General features: G+C 68.1%; 12 protein-coding genes. 8 read left to right on the top strand and 4 right to left on the bottom strand.

Annotation, left to right across the window (positions count from 1 at the left end; translation table 11 throughout):
* The first annotated feature begins 98 nt into the window (after positions 1-98).
* The gene (clpB, locus tag WK25_RS08950) at positions 99-2,696 is read left to right on the top strand and encodes an ATP-dependent chaperone ClpB (RefSeq protein WP_040144310.1); all 2,598 of its coding nucleotides are present in this window, start codon (positions 99-101) and stop codon (positions 2,694-2,696) included.
* A gap of 131 nt (positions 2,697-2,827) precedes the next feature.
* On the opposite strand, the gene WK25_RS08945 is transcribed toward clpB, so the two are convergent.
* Both WK25_RS08945 and WK25_RS08940 read right to left on the bottom strand, forming a co-directional pair.
* Positions 2,828-3,256 (bottom strand): YidB family protein, encoded by a 429-nt coding sequence (locus WK25_RS08945; RefSeq protein ID WP_040144309.1) that lies wholly within the window; start codon positions 3,254-3,256, stop codon positions 2,828-2,830.
* An 89-nt stretch (positions 3,257-3,345) separates the two neighbouring features.
* Entirely contained in the window at positions 3,346-3,936 is a 591-nt protein-coding gene (locus WK25_RS08940) for a ComEA family DNA-binding protein (protein ID WP_069241456.1), read from the bottom strand.
* A gap of 295 nt (positions 3,937-4,231) precedes the next feature.
* Here WK25_RS08940 and WK25_RS08935 point away from each other — a divergent pair, with 295 nt between their 5' ends.
* Together WK25_RS08935 and WK25_RS08930 are read left to right on the top strand one after the other, a co-directional pair.
* Positions 4,232-4,693, top strand: coding sequence for a MerR family transcriptional regulator (locus tag WK25_RS08935; protein ID WP_069241455.1), 462 nt, complete (start codon positions 4,232-4,234; stop codon positions 4,691-4,693).
* A complete protein-coding gene (locus tag WK25_RS08930) occupies positions 4,677-5,117 on the top strand; it encodes a carboxymuconolactone decarboxylase family protein (protein WP_069241454.1) in 441 nt (146 codons plus the stop codon). Before WK25_RS08935 ends, WK25_RS08930 begins: the two co-directional genes overlap by 17 nt.
* A 31-nt stretch (positions 5,118-5,148) precedes the next feature.
* On the opposite strand, the gene WK25_RS08925 is transcribed toward WK25_RS08930, so the two are convergent.
* Positions 5,149-7,065 (bottom strand): sigma-54-dependent Fis family transcriptional regulator, encoded by a 1,917-nt coding sequence (locus WK25_RS08925; RefSeq protein WP_059547601.1) that lies wholly within the window; start codon positions 7,063-7,065, stop codon positions 5,149-5,151.
* 524 nt (positions 7,066-7,589) lie between these two features.
* On the opposite strand from WK25_RS08925, the gene WK25_RS08920 reads away from it, so the two are divergent.
* From WK25_RS08920 to lipA, 5 genes are all read left to right on the top strand, one after another.
* Positions 7,590-8,648, top strand: coding sequence for an ATP-NAD kinase family protein (locus tag WK25_RS08920; protein ID WP_069241453.1), 1,059 nt, complete (start codon positions 7,590-7,592; stop codon positions 8,646-8,648).
* Positions 8,649-8,860: 212 nt separating this feature from the next.
* Positions 8,861-9,844: a thiamine pyrophosphate-dependent dehydrogenase E1 component subunit alpha gene (locus WK25_RS08915; protein WP_040144303.1), complete on the top strand. Its 984-nt coding sequence runs from the start codon at positions 8,861-8,863 to the stop codon at positions 9,842-9,844.
* 98 nt (positions 9,845-9,942) lie between these two features.
* Entirely contained in the window at positions 9,943-10,947 is a 1,005-nt protein-coding gene (locus WK25_RS08910) for an alpha-ketoacid dehydrogenase subunit beta (RefSeq protein ID WP_069241452.1), read from the top strand.
* A gap of 4 nt (positions 10,948-10,951) precedes the next feature.
* On the top strand, positions 10,952-12,067 hold the full coding sequence (locus WK25_RS08905; RefSeq protein WP_069241451.1) for an acetoin dehydrogenase dihydrolipoyllysine-residue acetyltransferase subunit: 1,116 nt from the start codon (positions 10,952-10,954) through the stop codon (positions 12,065-12,067).
* 2 nt (positions 12,068-12,069) lie between these two features.
* Positions 12,070-13,035: a lipoyl synthase gene (gene lipA, locus WK25_RS08900; RefSeq protein ID WP_069241450.1), complete on the top strand. Its 966-nt coding sequence runs from the start codon at positions 12,070-12,072 to the stop codon at positions 13,033-13,035.
* Positions 13,036-13,050: 15 nt separating this feature from the next.
* Here lipA and WK25_RS08895 read toward each other — a convergent pair whose 3' ends face one another.
* Positions 13,051-14,406 carry an MATE family efflux transporter gene (locus tag WK25_RS08895; protein ID WP_069241449.1) on the bottom strand — a complete coding sequence of 452 codons (1,356 nt, stop codon included), beginning with the start codon at positions 14,404-14,406 and terminating at the stop codon, positions 13,051-13,053.
* Position 14,407: the final 1 nt, after the last annotated feature.

Genomic DNA, 14,407 nt, shown 5'->3' with positions numbered 1-14,407 from the left:
CGCCTGCCAATTTTTGCGCTGAATCAACCGGAATTCCGCTTGAAACCCGTATAACCATCCTCATCTTGGTGTTAATCGAAAATTGGAGGTCTCACTCAATGAGAATCGACAAGCTAACCACCAAGTTCCAGGAAGCACTCGCGGACGCGCAAAGCCTCGCGGCTGGCCGCGACAATCAATACATCGAACCCGTTCACGTGCTCGCGGCGCTGGTCGCGCAGCAGGACGGCTCCGCCCGCTCGCTGATGTCGCGCGCGGGCGTGCACGTGCAGGCGCTGCAGGGCGCGCTGAACGAAGCCATTTCGCGCCTGCCGCAAGTGACGGGCACGGGCGGCGACATCCAGATCGGCCGCGAGCTGGCCGGGCTGCTGAATCAGGCCGACAAGGAAGCGCAGAAGCTCAACGACACGTTCATCGCGAGCGAGATGTTTCTGCTTGCCGTGTCCGACGACAAGGGCGAAGCCGGCAGGCTCGCGCGCCAGCACGGTCTCACGCGCAAGTCGCTCGAAGCCGCGATCGCCGCGGTGCGCGGCGGCTCGCAAGTGCATAGCCAGGACGCGGAAAGCCAGCGCGAGGCGCTGAAGAAATACACGGTCGACCTGACCGAGCGCGCGCGCGCGGGCAAGCTCGATCCGGTGATCGGCCGCGACGACGAAATCCGCCGCTCGATCCAGATCCTGCAGCGCCGCACCAAGAACAACCCGGTGCTGATCGGCGAGCCGGGCGTCGGCAAGACCGCGATCGTCGAAGGGCTCGCGCAACGGATCGTCAACGGCGAGGTGCCCGAGACGCTGAAGGGCAAGCGCGTGCTGTCGCTCGACATGGCCGCGCTGCTCGCCGGCGCGAAATACCGCGGCGAGTTCGAGGAGCGCCTGAAGGCCGTGCTCAACGACATCGCGAAGGACGAAGGCCGGACGATCGTGTTCATCGACGAGATCCACACGATGGTCGGCGCCGGCAAGGCCGAAGGCGCGATGGACGCAGGCAACATGCTGAAGCCGGCGCTGTCGCGCGGCGAGCTGCACTGCATCGGTGCCACCACGCTCGACGAATACCGCAAGTACATCGAGAAGGATGCCGCGCTCGAGCGCCGCTTCCAGAAGGTGCTCGTCGACGAGCCGAGCGTCGAGGCGACGATCGCGATCCTGCGCGGGTTGCAGGAGAAGTACGAGTTGCACCACGGCGTCGACATCACGGACCCGGCGATCGTCGCGGCGGCGGAGCTGTCGCACCGCTACATCACCGACCGCTTCCTGCCTGACAAGGCGATCGACCTGATCGACGAGGCCGCATCGAAGATCAAGATGGAAATCGATTCGAAGCCCGAAGAGATGGACAAGCTCGATCGCCGGCTGATCCAGCTGAAGATCGAGCGCGAGGCGGTAAAGAAGGAGCAGGACGAAGCGTCGCAAAAGCGCTTGCAGTTGATCGAGGAAGAGATCGAGCGCCTCGGCCGCGAGTATGCGGACCTGGAAGAGATCTGGACCGCCGAGAAGGCCGCGGTGCAGGGCAGCGCACAGCTGAAAGAGGAAATCGAGAAAGTGCGGGCCGACATCGCGCGTCTGCAGCGTGAAGGCAAGCTCGAGAAGGTCGCCGAACTGCAGTACGGCAAGCTGCCGCAACTCGAGTCGCAACTGAAGCAGGTCACGCAGGCCGAAGAGCAGGAGCAGCACAACCCGACGCGTCCGCGTCTGCTGCGCACGCAGGTCGGTGCGGAAGAAATCGCGGAAGTCGTGTCGCGCGCAACCGGGATTCCGGTGTCGCGGATGATGCAAGGCGAACGCGAGAAGCTGCTGCACATCGAGGAAAAGCTGCACGAGCGCGTGGTCGGCCAGGACGAGGCGATCAGCGCGGTGGCCGATGCGATTCGGCGTTCGCGCGCGGGGCTCGCCGATCCGAACCGTCCGTACGGCTCGTTCCTGTTCCTTGGCCCGACGGGTGTCGGCAAGACCGAGCTGTGCAAGGCGCTGGCGTCGTTCCTGTTCGACTCGGAAGAGCACCTGATCCGCATCGACATGAGCGAGTTCATGGAGAAGCACAGCGTCGCGCGACTGATCGGCGCGCCGCCGGGCTACGTCGGCTACGAGGAAGGCGGCTATCTGACGGAAGCCGTGCGCCGCAAGCCGTACAGCGTGATCCTGCTCGACGAGATCGAGAAGGCGCATCCGGACGTGTTCAACGTGCTGCTGCAAGTGCTCGACGACGGCCGCATGACCGACGGGCAGGGCCGCACGGTCGACTTCAAGAACACGGTGATCGTGATGACGTCGAACCTCGGCTCGCAGGTGATCCAGGCGATGACCGGTTCGCCGCAGGAAGAGATCAAGGACGCGGTGTGGCTCGAAGTGAAGCAGCACTTCCGTCCGGAGTTCCTGAACCGGATCGACGACGTCGTCGTGTTCCACGCGCTCGACCGCAGCAACATCGAGTCGATCGCGAAGATCCAGCTGGCGCGCCTGCACGACCGGCTCGCGAAGCTCGACATGGCACTCGACGTGTCGCCGGCGGCGCTCGAGCAGATCGCGAAGGTCGGCTACGATCCGGTGTTCGGCGCGCGGCCGCTGAAGCGCGCGATCCAGCAGGAGATCGAGAACCCGGTCGCGAAGCTGATCCTCGCGGGCCGCTTCGGTCCGAAGGACGTGATCCCGGTCGACGTCAACGACGGCCAGTTCGTGTTCGATCGCGTCGTGCACTGATCGACGGTAGCCGCTCGCATGCCCGGTTCACACCGCGCGCGCAAAAACAAACACCCCGCTTCGGCGGGGTGTTTGCATATCGGGCGGCCGAAACGCGCGTAGCGGACGCCCGGGCCGTGAAGCGTGCGGACTCAGGCCTTGTTGCCGCCGAACATGCCGGCGATTTGCGTGAGCGCGCCCAGCACGTTCGACGTGTCGACCTGGCCGCCGGCCGGCACTTCGCCGTTCGGCGTCGCGTGGTTCACGACGTGCGGCAGCACCTGCGCGAGAATCGACGACGCCTGCGCCGGATCGATGCCGACCTTGCTCGCGAGCGAGCCGACGACGTCCGAGCCGAGCACATTCTGCAGCGTGTCAGGCGAGATCGGCTGGTTTTCGCCGGTGCCCACCCACGAGCCGATGATGTCGCCCGCGCCGCCGGCCTTGAACTTCTCGATCAGCCCGTTGAGGCCGCCCGGCTGGTTGTTGATGAATTCGAGCGCGGTCGTGATGAGCGCGCTTTGCGAGTTGCCGCCGGCCTGGCCGCCGATCAGACCGCCGACGATGTCGAGGAGACCCATGGTTCTTCACCTTCACTGAAAAGGGCGCCGTAACGCCGGCGCCCGTTGATCGAAATGCCGCGCGCACGCCGTCGCGCGCGCAGCGCACATCAGGCGCCCGACGCCGCGGCGGCGGAGGCTGCCTTGTCCTTCTTGTTCTTCTTCTTCGAACCCTTCGTCGCCTTCGCGGACGACGCCGCGGCCGGCGCGCTCGCGCCTGCGTCAGCCGAGGCCGCCGCAGCTGCGGCCGCTTTCTCCATCTTCGACGCGCGCTTGCTCTTGGCCGGCTTCGATGCGGCTTCCGGGGCGCTGGCCGTCGTCGCCGGTGCGGTTGCCGTTGTCCCGGCCGTCGCGGTCGTCGATGCGGACGGTGCGGTGGTGCCCGCCGACGCCGTGGCCGGCTTCGACAGCTTCACGCCTTTCGGCGGCGTCGACGAACCGCCGATCGTCAGACCGTTTTCCTCGAGATGCCCGACCGACTTCGTGCCGAGACCCTTCACGCGGTTCGCGAGATCGTCTGCATCCTTGAACGGGCCGTTCTTGGTGCGCTCGTCGATGATCGCCTTGGACTTCACGGGCCCGAGGCCCTTCACCGATTCGAGCGCGGCCTGGTCGGCCGTGTTGACTTCGACGGCCGCGGCGAGTCCGGCGGCAACCGACAGCGATAACGCGACGAACAGCATCAGCAGCTTTTTCAGCATGGCACAGGCTCCCTGGTTCTGACGGATGAATGGCTGTTGCAACGGACGGCGGTGCGCAACCCGGCCGGGCGTCGCCGTTAAGCATAGGACAAATGCGTGCCCTTTTTAAGACAGGCTGACCGAATCTTGCTGAAGGCTTGCGTCGCTGTAAAGAAGGAAGGCCCTGTGCGGCGGCCGTTTTGACCATTCTTTACGGTGTGGGCGGCGCCGAGGTGCGGAACCGGAAATTGTCGGCCCTGGCCATCCGACAATGCTTGACTTAGAGTGAACTCTAACTCCTAACCTTGTTCCTGCCATGTCGAAAACCCTCTCCACCTCCCGCGCCGCCGGTCCGCTCACGATCGGGCAGGTCGCCGAACTGACCGGTGTGTCGACGCATACGCTGCGGTATTACGAGCAAGCCGGGCTGTTGCGCGCGATTTCGCGCACGGCGGCCGGACACCGGCTCTATGCGCCGGCCGACCTTGACTGGCTGGCCTTCGTGATGCGCCTGAAGGCGACCGGCATGCCGATCGTGCAGATGCAGCAGTTCGCCGCGCTGCGCGCGCAAGGCGAGTCGACGTTCGGCGCACGGCGGCGGCTGCTGAGCGCACATCGCGACGCGGTGCGTGCGCATATCGCGGAGCTGCAGGCGAGCCTCGACGCGATCGGCGACAAGATCGCGTACTACGAGGCGCAGGAGCGTGAGATGGAACGACGGGCGAGCCCTTGTCAATCATCCCCGGAACAGGACCCACACAATGGAACGACTCGTTGAAGACCGCTATGCGCGCGGCTGGAACAAGCTGAAGGAGATCGACGGCGAAGCGGGAGAGCGCGTGATCGCGGCGCTTGCGCCGATCGCGCCGGACTTCGGGCGGCTGCTCGTCGAATTCGGCTTCGGCGACATCTATAGCCGGCCGCAGCTCGATTTGAAGGCGCGGGAGATCGCGACGATCGCCGCACTGGCCGCGCTTGGCAATGCGCAGCCGCAACTGAAGGTGCACATCGAGGCCGCGCTGAATGTCGGGTGCACCCGCGACGAGATCGTCGAGGTCTTCATGCAGATGGCCGTGTACGCAGGATTTCCGGCCGCGCTCAACGCGCTGTTCGCAGCGCATGAAGTGTTCACGCGGTGCGATGCGGCAGCCGGAAACGGCAACGGCGGCAGTGCGGCGGGCACGGCCGCGCACGCCGCGTGACGGCGCGCAGCGTACGGTCGCGCTGCACGCATCAGACGCGGTGCGGCGCGACGATCCGGTGTTTCGCGATGCGCCGGTACAGCGTCGCGCGCGAGATGCCGAGCGCCTGCGCGGCTGCGTCGGGTCGCCAGCGATGCGCGGTGAGCGCCGCTACGATACGGCTGCGTTCGTCGTCCGGCAACCCGCCGGACGGACCACCGCCGAGCTGGGCGGCGAGATCGGACGGCAGGTCGCGCCGCGTCACGCGCGCGGCGTCGCACACCGCGCACGCGTAGCGCAGCACGTTGCGCAACTGACGCACGTTGCCGGGCCACGCATACGCGGCAAGCTGCTCGGCGAGCGTCGCATCGAGCGTGAGCACGTGGCCGGTCGCTTGCGCTTCTTCTGCGAACACCGCGGCGATCACGTCGCGCACGTCCGCGCGCTCGCGCAGCGGCGGCAGCTCGAACGTCGCGCCGCTCAGCCGGTAATACAGATCCTCCCGGAACGTGCCATCGGCGACCATCCGTGCGAGATCGCGGTGTGTCGCGCAAATCACGTCGAGATCGACGCGCACCGGCGTATCGCTGCCGAGCGGCACGACCTCGCCGTCGGCGAGCACGCGCAGCAGCCGCGTCTGCAGCGTGAGCGGCATGTCGCCGATTTCATCGAGGAACAGCGTGCCGCCGTCGGCGAGCGCGATCTTGCCGCGCGCGCCGTGCTTGCGCGCACCGGTGAACGCGCCGGCTGCGTAACCGAACAGCTCGCTTTCGATCAGCGCCTCGGGCAGCGCGCCGCAATTGACCGCGACGAACGGCCGCGCGCGCCGCGCGCCTGCATCGTGGATCGCGCGGGCAAAGACTTCCTTGCCCGCGCCGGTTTCACCCAGCACGAGAATCGGCAGCCGCTTGCTCGCCACGCGCAGCGCGAGCTCGGCCTGCTGCGCGACGCGCGTGTCGCTGCTCTGCAGGAACGGCGTCAGCGCACCCACGTGACGCTGCGCGGCGCCCGGCCGGCGCGACGCGCTGCCGGTTTCGCGGCCCGCGCGCTTTAGCGGCGCGCGCAACCGCGCATAGAGCGGTGCGCCGGTCGCGCGCAGCCGCAGCGTGACGATCGCATCGAGCCGCGCGGCATCGCGCAGCGGCATTTCGGTCGCATCGAAGACTTCGTCGATATGACGCGGTTCGCGCAGCGCGGGCAGCGCGTCGCGCGCGTGCCGGTTCGCGGCGACGATATTGCCGCATTCGTCGAACGCGATCAGCCATTCGGGCTGCGCCTCGACGTAATGACGGTTCGGATGACCGAACAGTATCCAGTGCTGCGCGGTGCTGTGCACGAAATAGCCGTCCTCGATCAGCGCCGCGCTCTGCCGCACGAGCTGGTACACGAGCCGCTGGCTGTCGCGGTTGTCGGGCGACTGCACGGCCGATGCATCGAGCACGCCGATCAATTCGCCGGCAGGCGAGAAGATCGGCGCCGCGCTGCACGTGAGCGTGGTGAATGCCGCGCGGAAGTGGTCGGTCTTGTGCACGGTGATCGGCGCGAGATCCGTCAGCACGCTTGCGACGCCGCACGTGCCTTCCTCGCTTTCCGACCAGCACGAGCCGATGTGCAGCCCCGCGTGCCGGAAGTCGGTGCGGCGCTCGCGATCGATCCGGTAGTCGATCGTTACGCCGTGCGCGTCGGTCAGCATCACGCAATAGTCGGCAACACGAATCATGTCGTGCAGGCGCGTCAGACACTGACCCGATGCGCGCAGGAACGCCTCTTCCTTGTCGCGCACTTCGCGCAGCTCGGCCGCGGTCAGCACCCGGGGGCCGATCGACGAAGCGGGATCGAGCGCATAGCGCTCGAGCGAACGCTGCCACGACGACACCAGGCGCGCCGAATCGGCCGGCGGGGGCAGGCGTCCGGCGAGCGCGCCGAGCACACGGTCGGCGTGCTGGGCCTGGGGGACGGCATAGGGCATGGTCGGCTCCGGTTCCGTACGGCGGGGAATGCGATGTTCTTGTAGCACATCCGCCGGCGCGGATCACATTGCATCGCAGCACGCGCGCGGCATGAGACGTTCGTCTCAGCGGCATCTCAGCCGGTCTCGCGCGGTTGAGACGCGCAAGCTCGCCGCGCGCGACGACGGCGAGCAGCACGCCGATGCACGCCGCGCCCCGGTGCGCGTGGGCGCGACGCCGGATCGCTCCGCAATTCGACGGGCCGAAACGGATGAACATGGGCAGCGAGCACGTGAGACGCGCGCGCGGTTTCGCGTGTTGTCCGGTTGCCGGAGCAATGGATCGCGACAACGGGCGGCGCCGCCGAGCCAGTCCGGGCGCGGGTTTCGCGGTCGCCGCACATACGGTGGCACGCCGCTTGCAGATATGACGGGCAAGTCCGGCGCTGTCGCGTCGGCGACGACGATCCGCTGTCCTCGACGGCCGCGGACGACAGAAGCAGGGCCGGCGTGCGAGCGCCGGTCCACTGGATGGAGACAAGCCCGTGACGACGCCCGTGACCGTCGGCGTGATCGCGAACCCTGCATCGGGGCGCGACATTCGCCGTTTGACGACGCATGCATCGGTGTTCCCGACCGCCGAGAAGGCCAATATGGTCGTGCGCCTGCTGGCCGGCCTCGGCGCGATGGGCGTCGAGCGCGTGCTGACGCTGCGCGACAAGACGGGCATCGCGACGCTGCTGATGCGCGCGCTCGACACGCATCGCGCGGTCGCGCCGCACGAACGCTGGCCCGAGGTCGAATTCGTCGATCTGCCGATTTCCGATACCGTCGCCGACACGCACGCCGGCGCGGCGTACATGCATCGGATGGAGGCCGCGCTGATCGTCGTGCTCGGCGGCGACGGCACGCACCGCGCTGTCGCCGCGCATTGCGGCACGACGCCGCTCGTCGCGCTGTCCACCGGCACCAACAACGCGTTTCCCGAACATCGCGAGGCGACCATCGCGGGCGTTGCCGCAGGGCTCGCCGCGACCGGCGCCGTGCCGGCCGACGTCGCGTTCGTGCGTAACAAGCGGCTCGTCGTGCGCTGCGTCGCCGGCGCGAACGCGGGGCGCGACGAGATCGCGCTCGTCGACGTGTGCGCGGCGCGCCAGCGCTTCATCGGCGCACGCGCAATCTCGGGGCCCGACGACATCGATTCGCTTTACCTGACGTTCGCGGAGCCGGACGGCATCGGCCTGTCCGCACTCGGCGGCGCGTGGGCGCCGCTCGATCGCAGCGCGCCGCACGGGCTCGCGATGCGCTTCGCCACCGACGGCAAGACGGCCGGCACGCCGCTCGTCGCGCCCATCGCACCGGGGCGCGTCGATCGCGTCGTGATGCGCAGCTGCGAGCGGCTCGAGCCGGACGCGTGGCACACGATTCCGGTCGAGCACGGCACGCTCGCGTTCGACGGCGAGCGCGAGATCGAGCTCGCGCGCGGCGACCGCTACGAGGTCGCGCTCGACTGGCGCGGGCCGTTGACGCTGGACGTGGGTCGCACGTTGCGTTACGCATCGTCGCGACAGGTGTTGCGCGAAGCCGGCGCGTGGCGCGGGTGAGCATGCGCAGCCCGAAAACAAGTTTCGGTATCCGTATCGACGATCGAGGAGGCGCCGTCATGACGGCCGCTCTCGATCCGCGGGTCGCCAGCGTCGTGCGTTGAACGTCGACGGCAGCGGCTTCACGTTCCATTGACGGCGCAAGCCGTGCAATCCGTCGCCGCGGCTTTGCCGCGACGGCATTCGCAGTCAGACCTACTCAGGAGACACACATGACCGTATCGACACAGCTCAGCAGGGACACGCTGCTGGACGCCTACCGGCTGATGCGCACGATCCGCGAATTCGAGGAGCGCCTGCACGTCGAGTTCGCGACCGGCGAAATCCCCGGTTTCGTTCACCTGTACGCAGGCGAGGAGGCGTCCGCGGTCGGCACGATGCTGCACCTCGGCCTGGACGATTACGTCGCCACCACGCATCGCGGGCACGGCCACTGCATCGCGAAAGGGGTCGACGTGCACGGGATGATGGCCGAGATCTACGGCAAGAAGACGGGCGTCTGCCATGGCAAGGGCGGCTCGATGCACATTGCGGATCTCGCGATGGGAATGCTCGGCGCGAACGGCATCGTCGGCGCTGGCGGCCCGCTCGTATGCGGCGCGGCACTCGCGGCCAAGCACCGGAAGACCGGCGGTGTCGGCGTGTGCTTCTTCGGCGACGGCGCGTCGAACCAGGGCGTGATCTTCGAATCGATGAACCTCGCGTCGGTGTGGCGGCTGCCGGCAATCTTCGTCGCCGAAAACAACGGCTATGCGGAAGCGACGTCGTCGAGCTGGTCGGTCGCGACCGACAACATCGCCGATCGCGCGAACGGCTTCGGGATGCCGGGCGTGATCGTCGACGGCTTCGACTTCTTTGCGGTGCACGAGGCGCTCGGCGAAGCGGTTGCACGCGCGCGAAACGGCGGCGGCCCGACGCTCGTCGAGGTGAAGTTCACCCGCTACTTCGGCCACTTCGAAGGCGATGCGCAGACTTACCGTGCGCCGGGCGAAGTGCAGAAGCTGCGCGACGAGAAGGACTGCCTGAAGCATTTCGAAGCGCGCGTCGTGCGCGCGGAGGTGCTGACGACCGACGAACTGAGAGCGGTCGACACTCAGGTAAAAGCGCTCATCGACGACGCGGTCGCACAGGCGAAGGCCGCGCCGCTGCCCGACGCGGCCGATCTGCTGACCGACGTGTACGTGTCTTACCCGTGACCGAGATCTGACGCAACAGCCCGCAGCCAGCGGTTGGCCGCAGGCGGCTCGCAGCCGGCACGCAGCGCGTGACGGACCGAATATTTCAGGAGACAGACATGGCAAGGAAGATTACCTATTCGCAAGCGATCAACGAAGCGCTCGCGCAGGAAATGGCGCGCGACGACAGCGTGATCGTGATGGGCGAGGACAACGCAGGCGGCGCCGGCGCGCCGGGCGAGGACGACGCTTGGGGCGGCGTGCTCGGCGTGACGAAAGGGCTGTTCCACAAGTTTCCGGGCCGCGTGCTCGACACGCCGCTGTCGGAGGGCGGCTACATCGGCGCGGCGGTGGGCGCGGCCGCGTGCGGAATGCGGCCGGTCGCGGAGCTGATGTTCATCGACTTCATGGGCGTGTGCTTCGACCAGATCTTCAACCAGGCCGCCAAATTCCGCTACATGTTCGGCGGCAAGGCCGTGACGCCGGTCGTGATCCGCGCGATGTACGGCGCCGGGCTGCGCGCGGCCGCGCAGCATTCGCAGATGCTCACGTCGCTGTTCACGCACATTCCGGGGCTGAAGGTCGTATGCCCGTCGACGCCGTACGACGCGAAGGGGCTGCTGATCCAGTCGATCCGCGACAACGATCCGGTGATCTTCCTCGAACACAAGCTGCTCTATACGCGCGAAGACGACGTGCCGGAGGAGTCCTATGCGATTCCGTTCGGCGAGGCGAACGTCGTGCGCGAAGGCGACGACGCGACGATCGTCACGTACGGCCGCATGGTGCATTTCGCGACCGACGCGGCCGCGAAGCTCGCGAAGGACGGCATCCATGTCGACGTGATCGACCTGCGCACGACGTCGCCGCTCGACGAGGACACGATTCTCGAAAGCGCGGCGCGCACCGGGCGCTTGGTGGTCGTCGACGAAGCCAACCCGCGCTGCTCGATTGCGACCGACATCGCCGCGCTCGTCGCGCAGCGCGCATTCCGCTCGCTGAAGGCGCCGATCGAGCTCGTGACCGCGCCGCATACGCCGGCGCCGTTCGCCGGCGTGCTGGAAGACCTGTATATCCCGTCCGCCGATGCGATCGCGCAGGCGGTTCTGAAGACGAGGAGCTGACACGATGTCGATTCACATGATCACGATGCCCAAGTGGGGGCTGTCGATGGAGCACGGGCAGGTCAACGGCTGGCTGAAGGCGATCGGCGAGCGCGTGACGAAGGGCGACGAAGTGCTCGACGTCGAGACCGACAAGATCTCGTCGGGCGTCGAGTGCGCGTTCGACGGCACGCTGCGCCGGCAAATCGCGCAGGAGGGCGACACGCTGCCGGTCGGTGCGCTGCTCGGCGTGGTCGCGGCGGCCGATGCAAGCGATGCCGACATCGATGCGGCGATCGCCGAATTTCAGCGCGATTTCGTGCCGAGCGCGGCCGCCGACGACGCAGCGGGCCCGCAGCCCGAAAAGGCACAGATCGGCGGACGCACGATCCGTTTCCTGAAGCTCGGTGACGGTTCCGGCACGCCCGCGGTCCTGATCCATGGCTTCGGCGGCGATCTGAACAACTGGCTGTTCAATCACGCGGAACTCGCCGCGCACCGGCCGGTGTGGGCGCTCGATTTGCCGGGCCACGGCGAGTCGGGCAAGGCGGTCGACAGCGGCAGCCTCGACGAGCTGGCCGACGCGGTGCTCGCGCTGCTCGATGCGCAGCACATCGACCGCGCGCACCTGATCGGCCATTCGATGGGCGGCGCGGTGGCAATGACGCTGGCCGACGGCGCGCCGCAACGCGTGGCGTCGCTGACGCTGATTGCGAGCGCCGGCCTCGGCGCCGACATCAACCGCGACTACATCGACGGCTTCGTCGCCGGCAACAGCCGCAATACGCTGAAGCCGCACCTCGGTGCGCTGTTCGCCGACGACGCGCTCGTCACGCGGCAACTGGTCGAGGATCTCGTCAAGTACAAGCGGCTCGAGGGCGTGCAGGCCGCGCTCGAGAAGATCGCGAACGCCGCGTTCGACGGCGCGACGCAGCGGCGCGTGTTCCGCGACCGCCTCGCGTCGCTCGCGCCGCGCACGCTCGTGATCTGGGGCGAGCGCGACCAGGTGATTCCCGCTCGGCATGCGCAGGGCCTGCCGGACGGCGTGCGGACCGAGGTGATCGCCGGCAGCGGCCATATGGTGCAGATGGAAGCCGCTGCCGACGTGAACCGCCTGATCGCCGCCTTCCTCGGAGACTGACGATGGCCGCCGCGCTCGAACGACCCAGTCTCACCGCGCTCGGTCAACCGGGCGCGAGAAGCCGCGACAAGCTCGCGCGCATTCCGGTGCGCGTCGAGCCCGCGGCCGGCGCGGGGCTGCCGAAGCCGCCGTGGCTGCGGGCCCGGCCGATGATGAGCGGGGCTGTGGCCGACATGGCGGCCGTGCTGCGCGACCATCGGCTGCATTCGGTCTGCGAGGAGGCGATGTGCCCGAACATCGGCGAATGCTTCGCGCAGCGCACCGCCACCTTCATGATCATGGGCGGACTGTGCACGCGGCGCTGCCCGTTTTGCGATGTCGCGCACGGCCGCCCCGAACCGCTCGACGCGGATGAACCGGCGCGGCTTGCCGATGCGGTCGCGGCGCTCGGGCTGCGCTACGTCGTGATCACGTCGGTCGATCGCGACGACCTGCGCGACGGCGGCGCCGCGCACTTCGCGGCCTGCATCGCGGCCGTGCGCGCGAGTGTGCCCGGGATCGGCGTCGAGGTGCTGACGCCCGATTTTCGCGGCCGCGTTGCGCGTGCGCTCGACGCGCTGTCGTCGGCGTGGCCCGACGTGTTCAATCACAACATCGAAACGGTGCCGTCGCTGTATCGGGCGGCGCGCCCCGGCGCCGACTATCGCGGTTCGCTCGAGCTGCTCGCACGGGCGAAGGCCGCGCGCCCGACGCTCGTGACCAAATCCGGCTTGATGCTCGGGCTTGGCGAGCGCGACGACGAGGTTCGGGACACGCTGCGGGACCTGCGCGCGCATGAGGTCGACGTGTTGACGCTCGGCCAGTATCTCGCGCCGTCCGCGCACCACCTGCCGGTGCGGCGCTACGTGAGCCCCGACGCGTTCGCCGCGTGGCGCGACGAGGGGCTCGCGCTCGGTTTCAGGGAAGTCGTCGCCGGCCCGCTCGTGCGTTCGTCGTATCACGCTGCCGACGTGCTGGAGCGCCCGTAGGTCGCGGCCCGTGTGTCAGCGGCGCACGGACACGTGCGTGCGGCTGACGTGGCGCAGGTACAGCGCGAGTCCCGCGCCCGCAAGCATCAGGCTGACCGTATTCGCGAACCAGAAGCCGCGTGCGCCCGTCAGCCACGCGGGCGCGATGCCGCCGACGTCGAAGCCGAGCACGTAGCCGCCGCCGAGCCCGAAGCCCCACAGCGCGACCGCGTAGATGACGGTTGGCACGACGGCGACCTTGTACGCGCGCAGCACGAACGCGGACGTGATCTGCAGCGCGTCGAAGAAGTGATAGCAGGTCACGATCGCGACCAGCGGCAGCGCGGCAGCGGCCACGGCCGGGTTCGGCGTGTAGCCGCCGACGATCAGCGGCCGCAGCGTGAACACGAGCACGCCGTAGGCGGCCGCGATCATGCACGCGAGCATCACGCTGTGCCGGCCGAGCAGGCGCGCCTCGTCGGCGCGGCCGGCGCCGAGCGCGCGTGCGACGAGCGTCGACGCCGCGACGCCGATCGACAACGGCGTCATGTACAGTACTGCACCGATGTTGCCGGCGATCTGATGGCCGGCGAGCGTCGTCGTGCCGAATTGCGCGATGAAGAGCGCCATGCACGTGTAAGACGTCACCTCGATCAGGTACGACAGCCCCATCGGCACGCCGAGCTTGAGCAACGCCTTCTGGCGTTCCCACACGGGCCGGCAAAAGCGCGAGAAGATCGCGAGCGGCGAGAACACGTCGAGCTTCGCGAGCAGCATGAAGCCGATCAGCGCGAGCGCCCAGTTGATCAGCGTGCTCGCGAGCCCGCAACCGGGGCCGCCGAGGGCCGGCACGCCGAACCCGCCGAAGATGAACCACACGTTGAGCGGAAACTTGAGCAGCAGTGCACCGATCTGCAAGATCATCGCGAGGCGGGGCTTGCCGGCAGCGTTGGTCAGCGCGTTGTAGATGCGGAATACGAGGCTGGCCGGCAGCCCGTACGACAGGATCCGCAAGTAGTCGACGGTGCGGTCGTGCAGCGCGGGCGGCGCGTGCGCGACTTGCAGCAGCGGTTCGGGAAAATGCAGCAGCAGGAAGCCGGGCACCGCCAGCATCAGCGCGAGCCACAGCGCCTGGCGGACTTCCTCGCCGATCTCCGCATAACGCCGCGCGCCGTACAACTGGCCGGCGATCGGCTGCAGCGCGGACAGGATGCCCGTCATCCCGATGTAGACCGACACGTAGATCGACGAACCGAGGCCGAGCGCCGCGAGATCGGTGGCTGAATAGCGGCCGACCATCGCGGTGTCGAGCACGCCGAATGCAATGATCGCGAGCTGGCCGACGAGCACCGGCCACGCGAGCCCGACGATCCGGCGGATGTCGGCCAACATC

The organism is Burkholderia latens (assembly GCF_001718795.1).
GTDB lineage: Bacteria > Pseudomonadota > Gammaproteobacteria > Burkholderiales > Burkholderiaceae > Burkholderia > Burkholderia latens_A.
The sequence above is the reverse complement of the archived record's forward strand: the minus strand, read 5'-3'. Positions and strand labels throughout refer to the sequence as shown.

Excerpts from the sequence above, each read along its gene's own strand:
- clpB (WP_040144310.1), top strand. The coding sequence starts at position 99 with ATGAGAATCGACAAGCTAACCACCAAGTTCCAGGAAGCACTCGCGGAC.
- WK25_RS08945 (WP_040144309.1), bottom strand. The coding sequence starts at position 3,256 with ATGGGTCTCCTCGACATCGTCGGCGGTCTGATCGGCGGCCAGGCCGGC.
- WK25_RS08940 (WP_069241456.1), bottom strand. The coding sequence starts at position 3,936 with ATGCTGAAAAAGCTGCTGATGCTGTTCGTCGCGTTATCGCTGTCGGTT.
- WK25_RS08935 (WP_069241455.1), top strand. The coding sequence starts at position 4,232 with ATGTCGAAAACCCTCTCCACCTCCCGCGCCGCCGGTCCGCTCACGATC.
- WK25_RS08930 (WP_069241454.1), top strand. The coding sequence starts at position 4,677 with ATGGAACGACTCGTTGAAGACCGCTATGCGCGCGGCTGGAACAAGCTG.
- WK25_RS08925 (WP_059547601.1), bottom strand. The coding sequence starts at position 7,065 with ATGCCCTATGCCGTCCCCCAGGCCCAGCACGCCGACCGTGTGCTCGGC.
- WK25_RS08915 (WP_040144303.1), top strand. The coding sequence starts at position 8,861 with ATGACCGTATCGACACAGCTCAGCAGGGACACGCTGCTGGACGCCTAC.
- WK25_RS08910 (WP_069241452.1), top strand. The coding sequence starts at position 9,943 with ATGGCAAGGAAGATTACCTATTCGCAAGCGATCAACGAAGCGCTCGCG.
- WK25_RS08905 (WP_069241451.1), top strand. The coding sequence starts at position 10,952 with ATGTCGATTCACATGATCACGATGCCCAAGTGGGGGCTGTCGATGGAG.
- lipA (WP_069241450.1), top strand. The coding sequence starts at position 12,070 with ATGGCCGCCGCGCTCGAACGACCCAGTCTCACCGCGCTCGGTCAACCG.
- WK25_RS08895 (WP_069241449.1), bottom strand. The coding sequence starts at position 14,406 with ATGTTGGCCGACATCCGCCGGATCGTCGGGCTCGCGTGGCCGGTGCTC.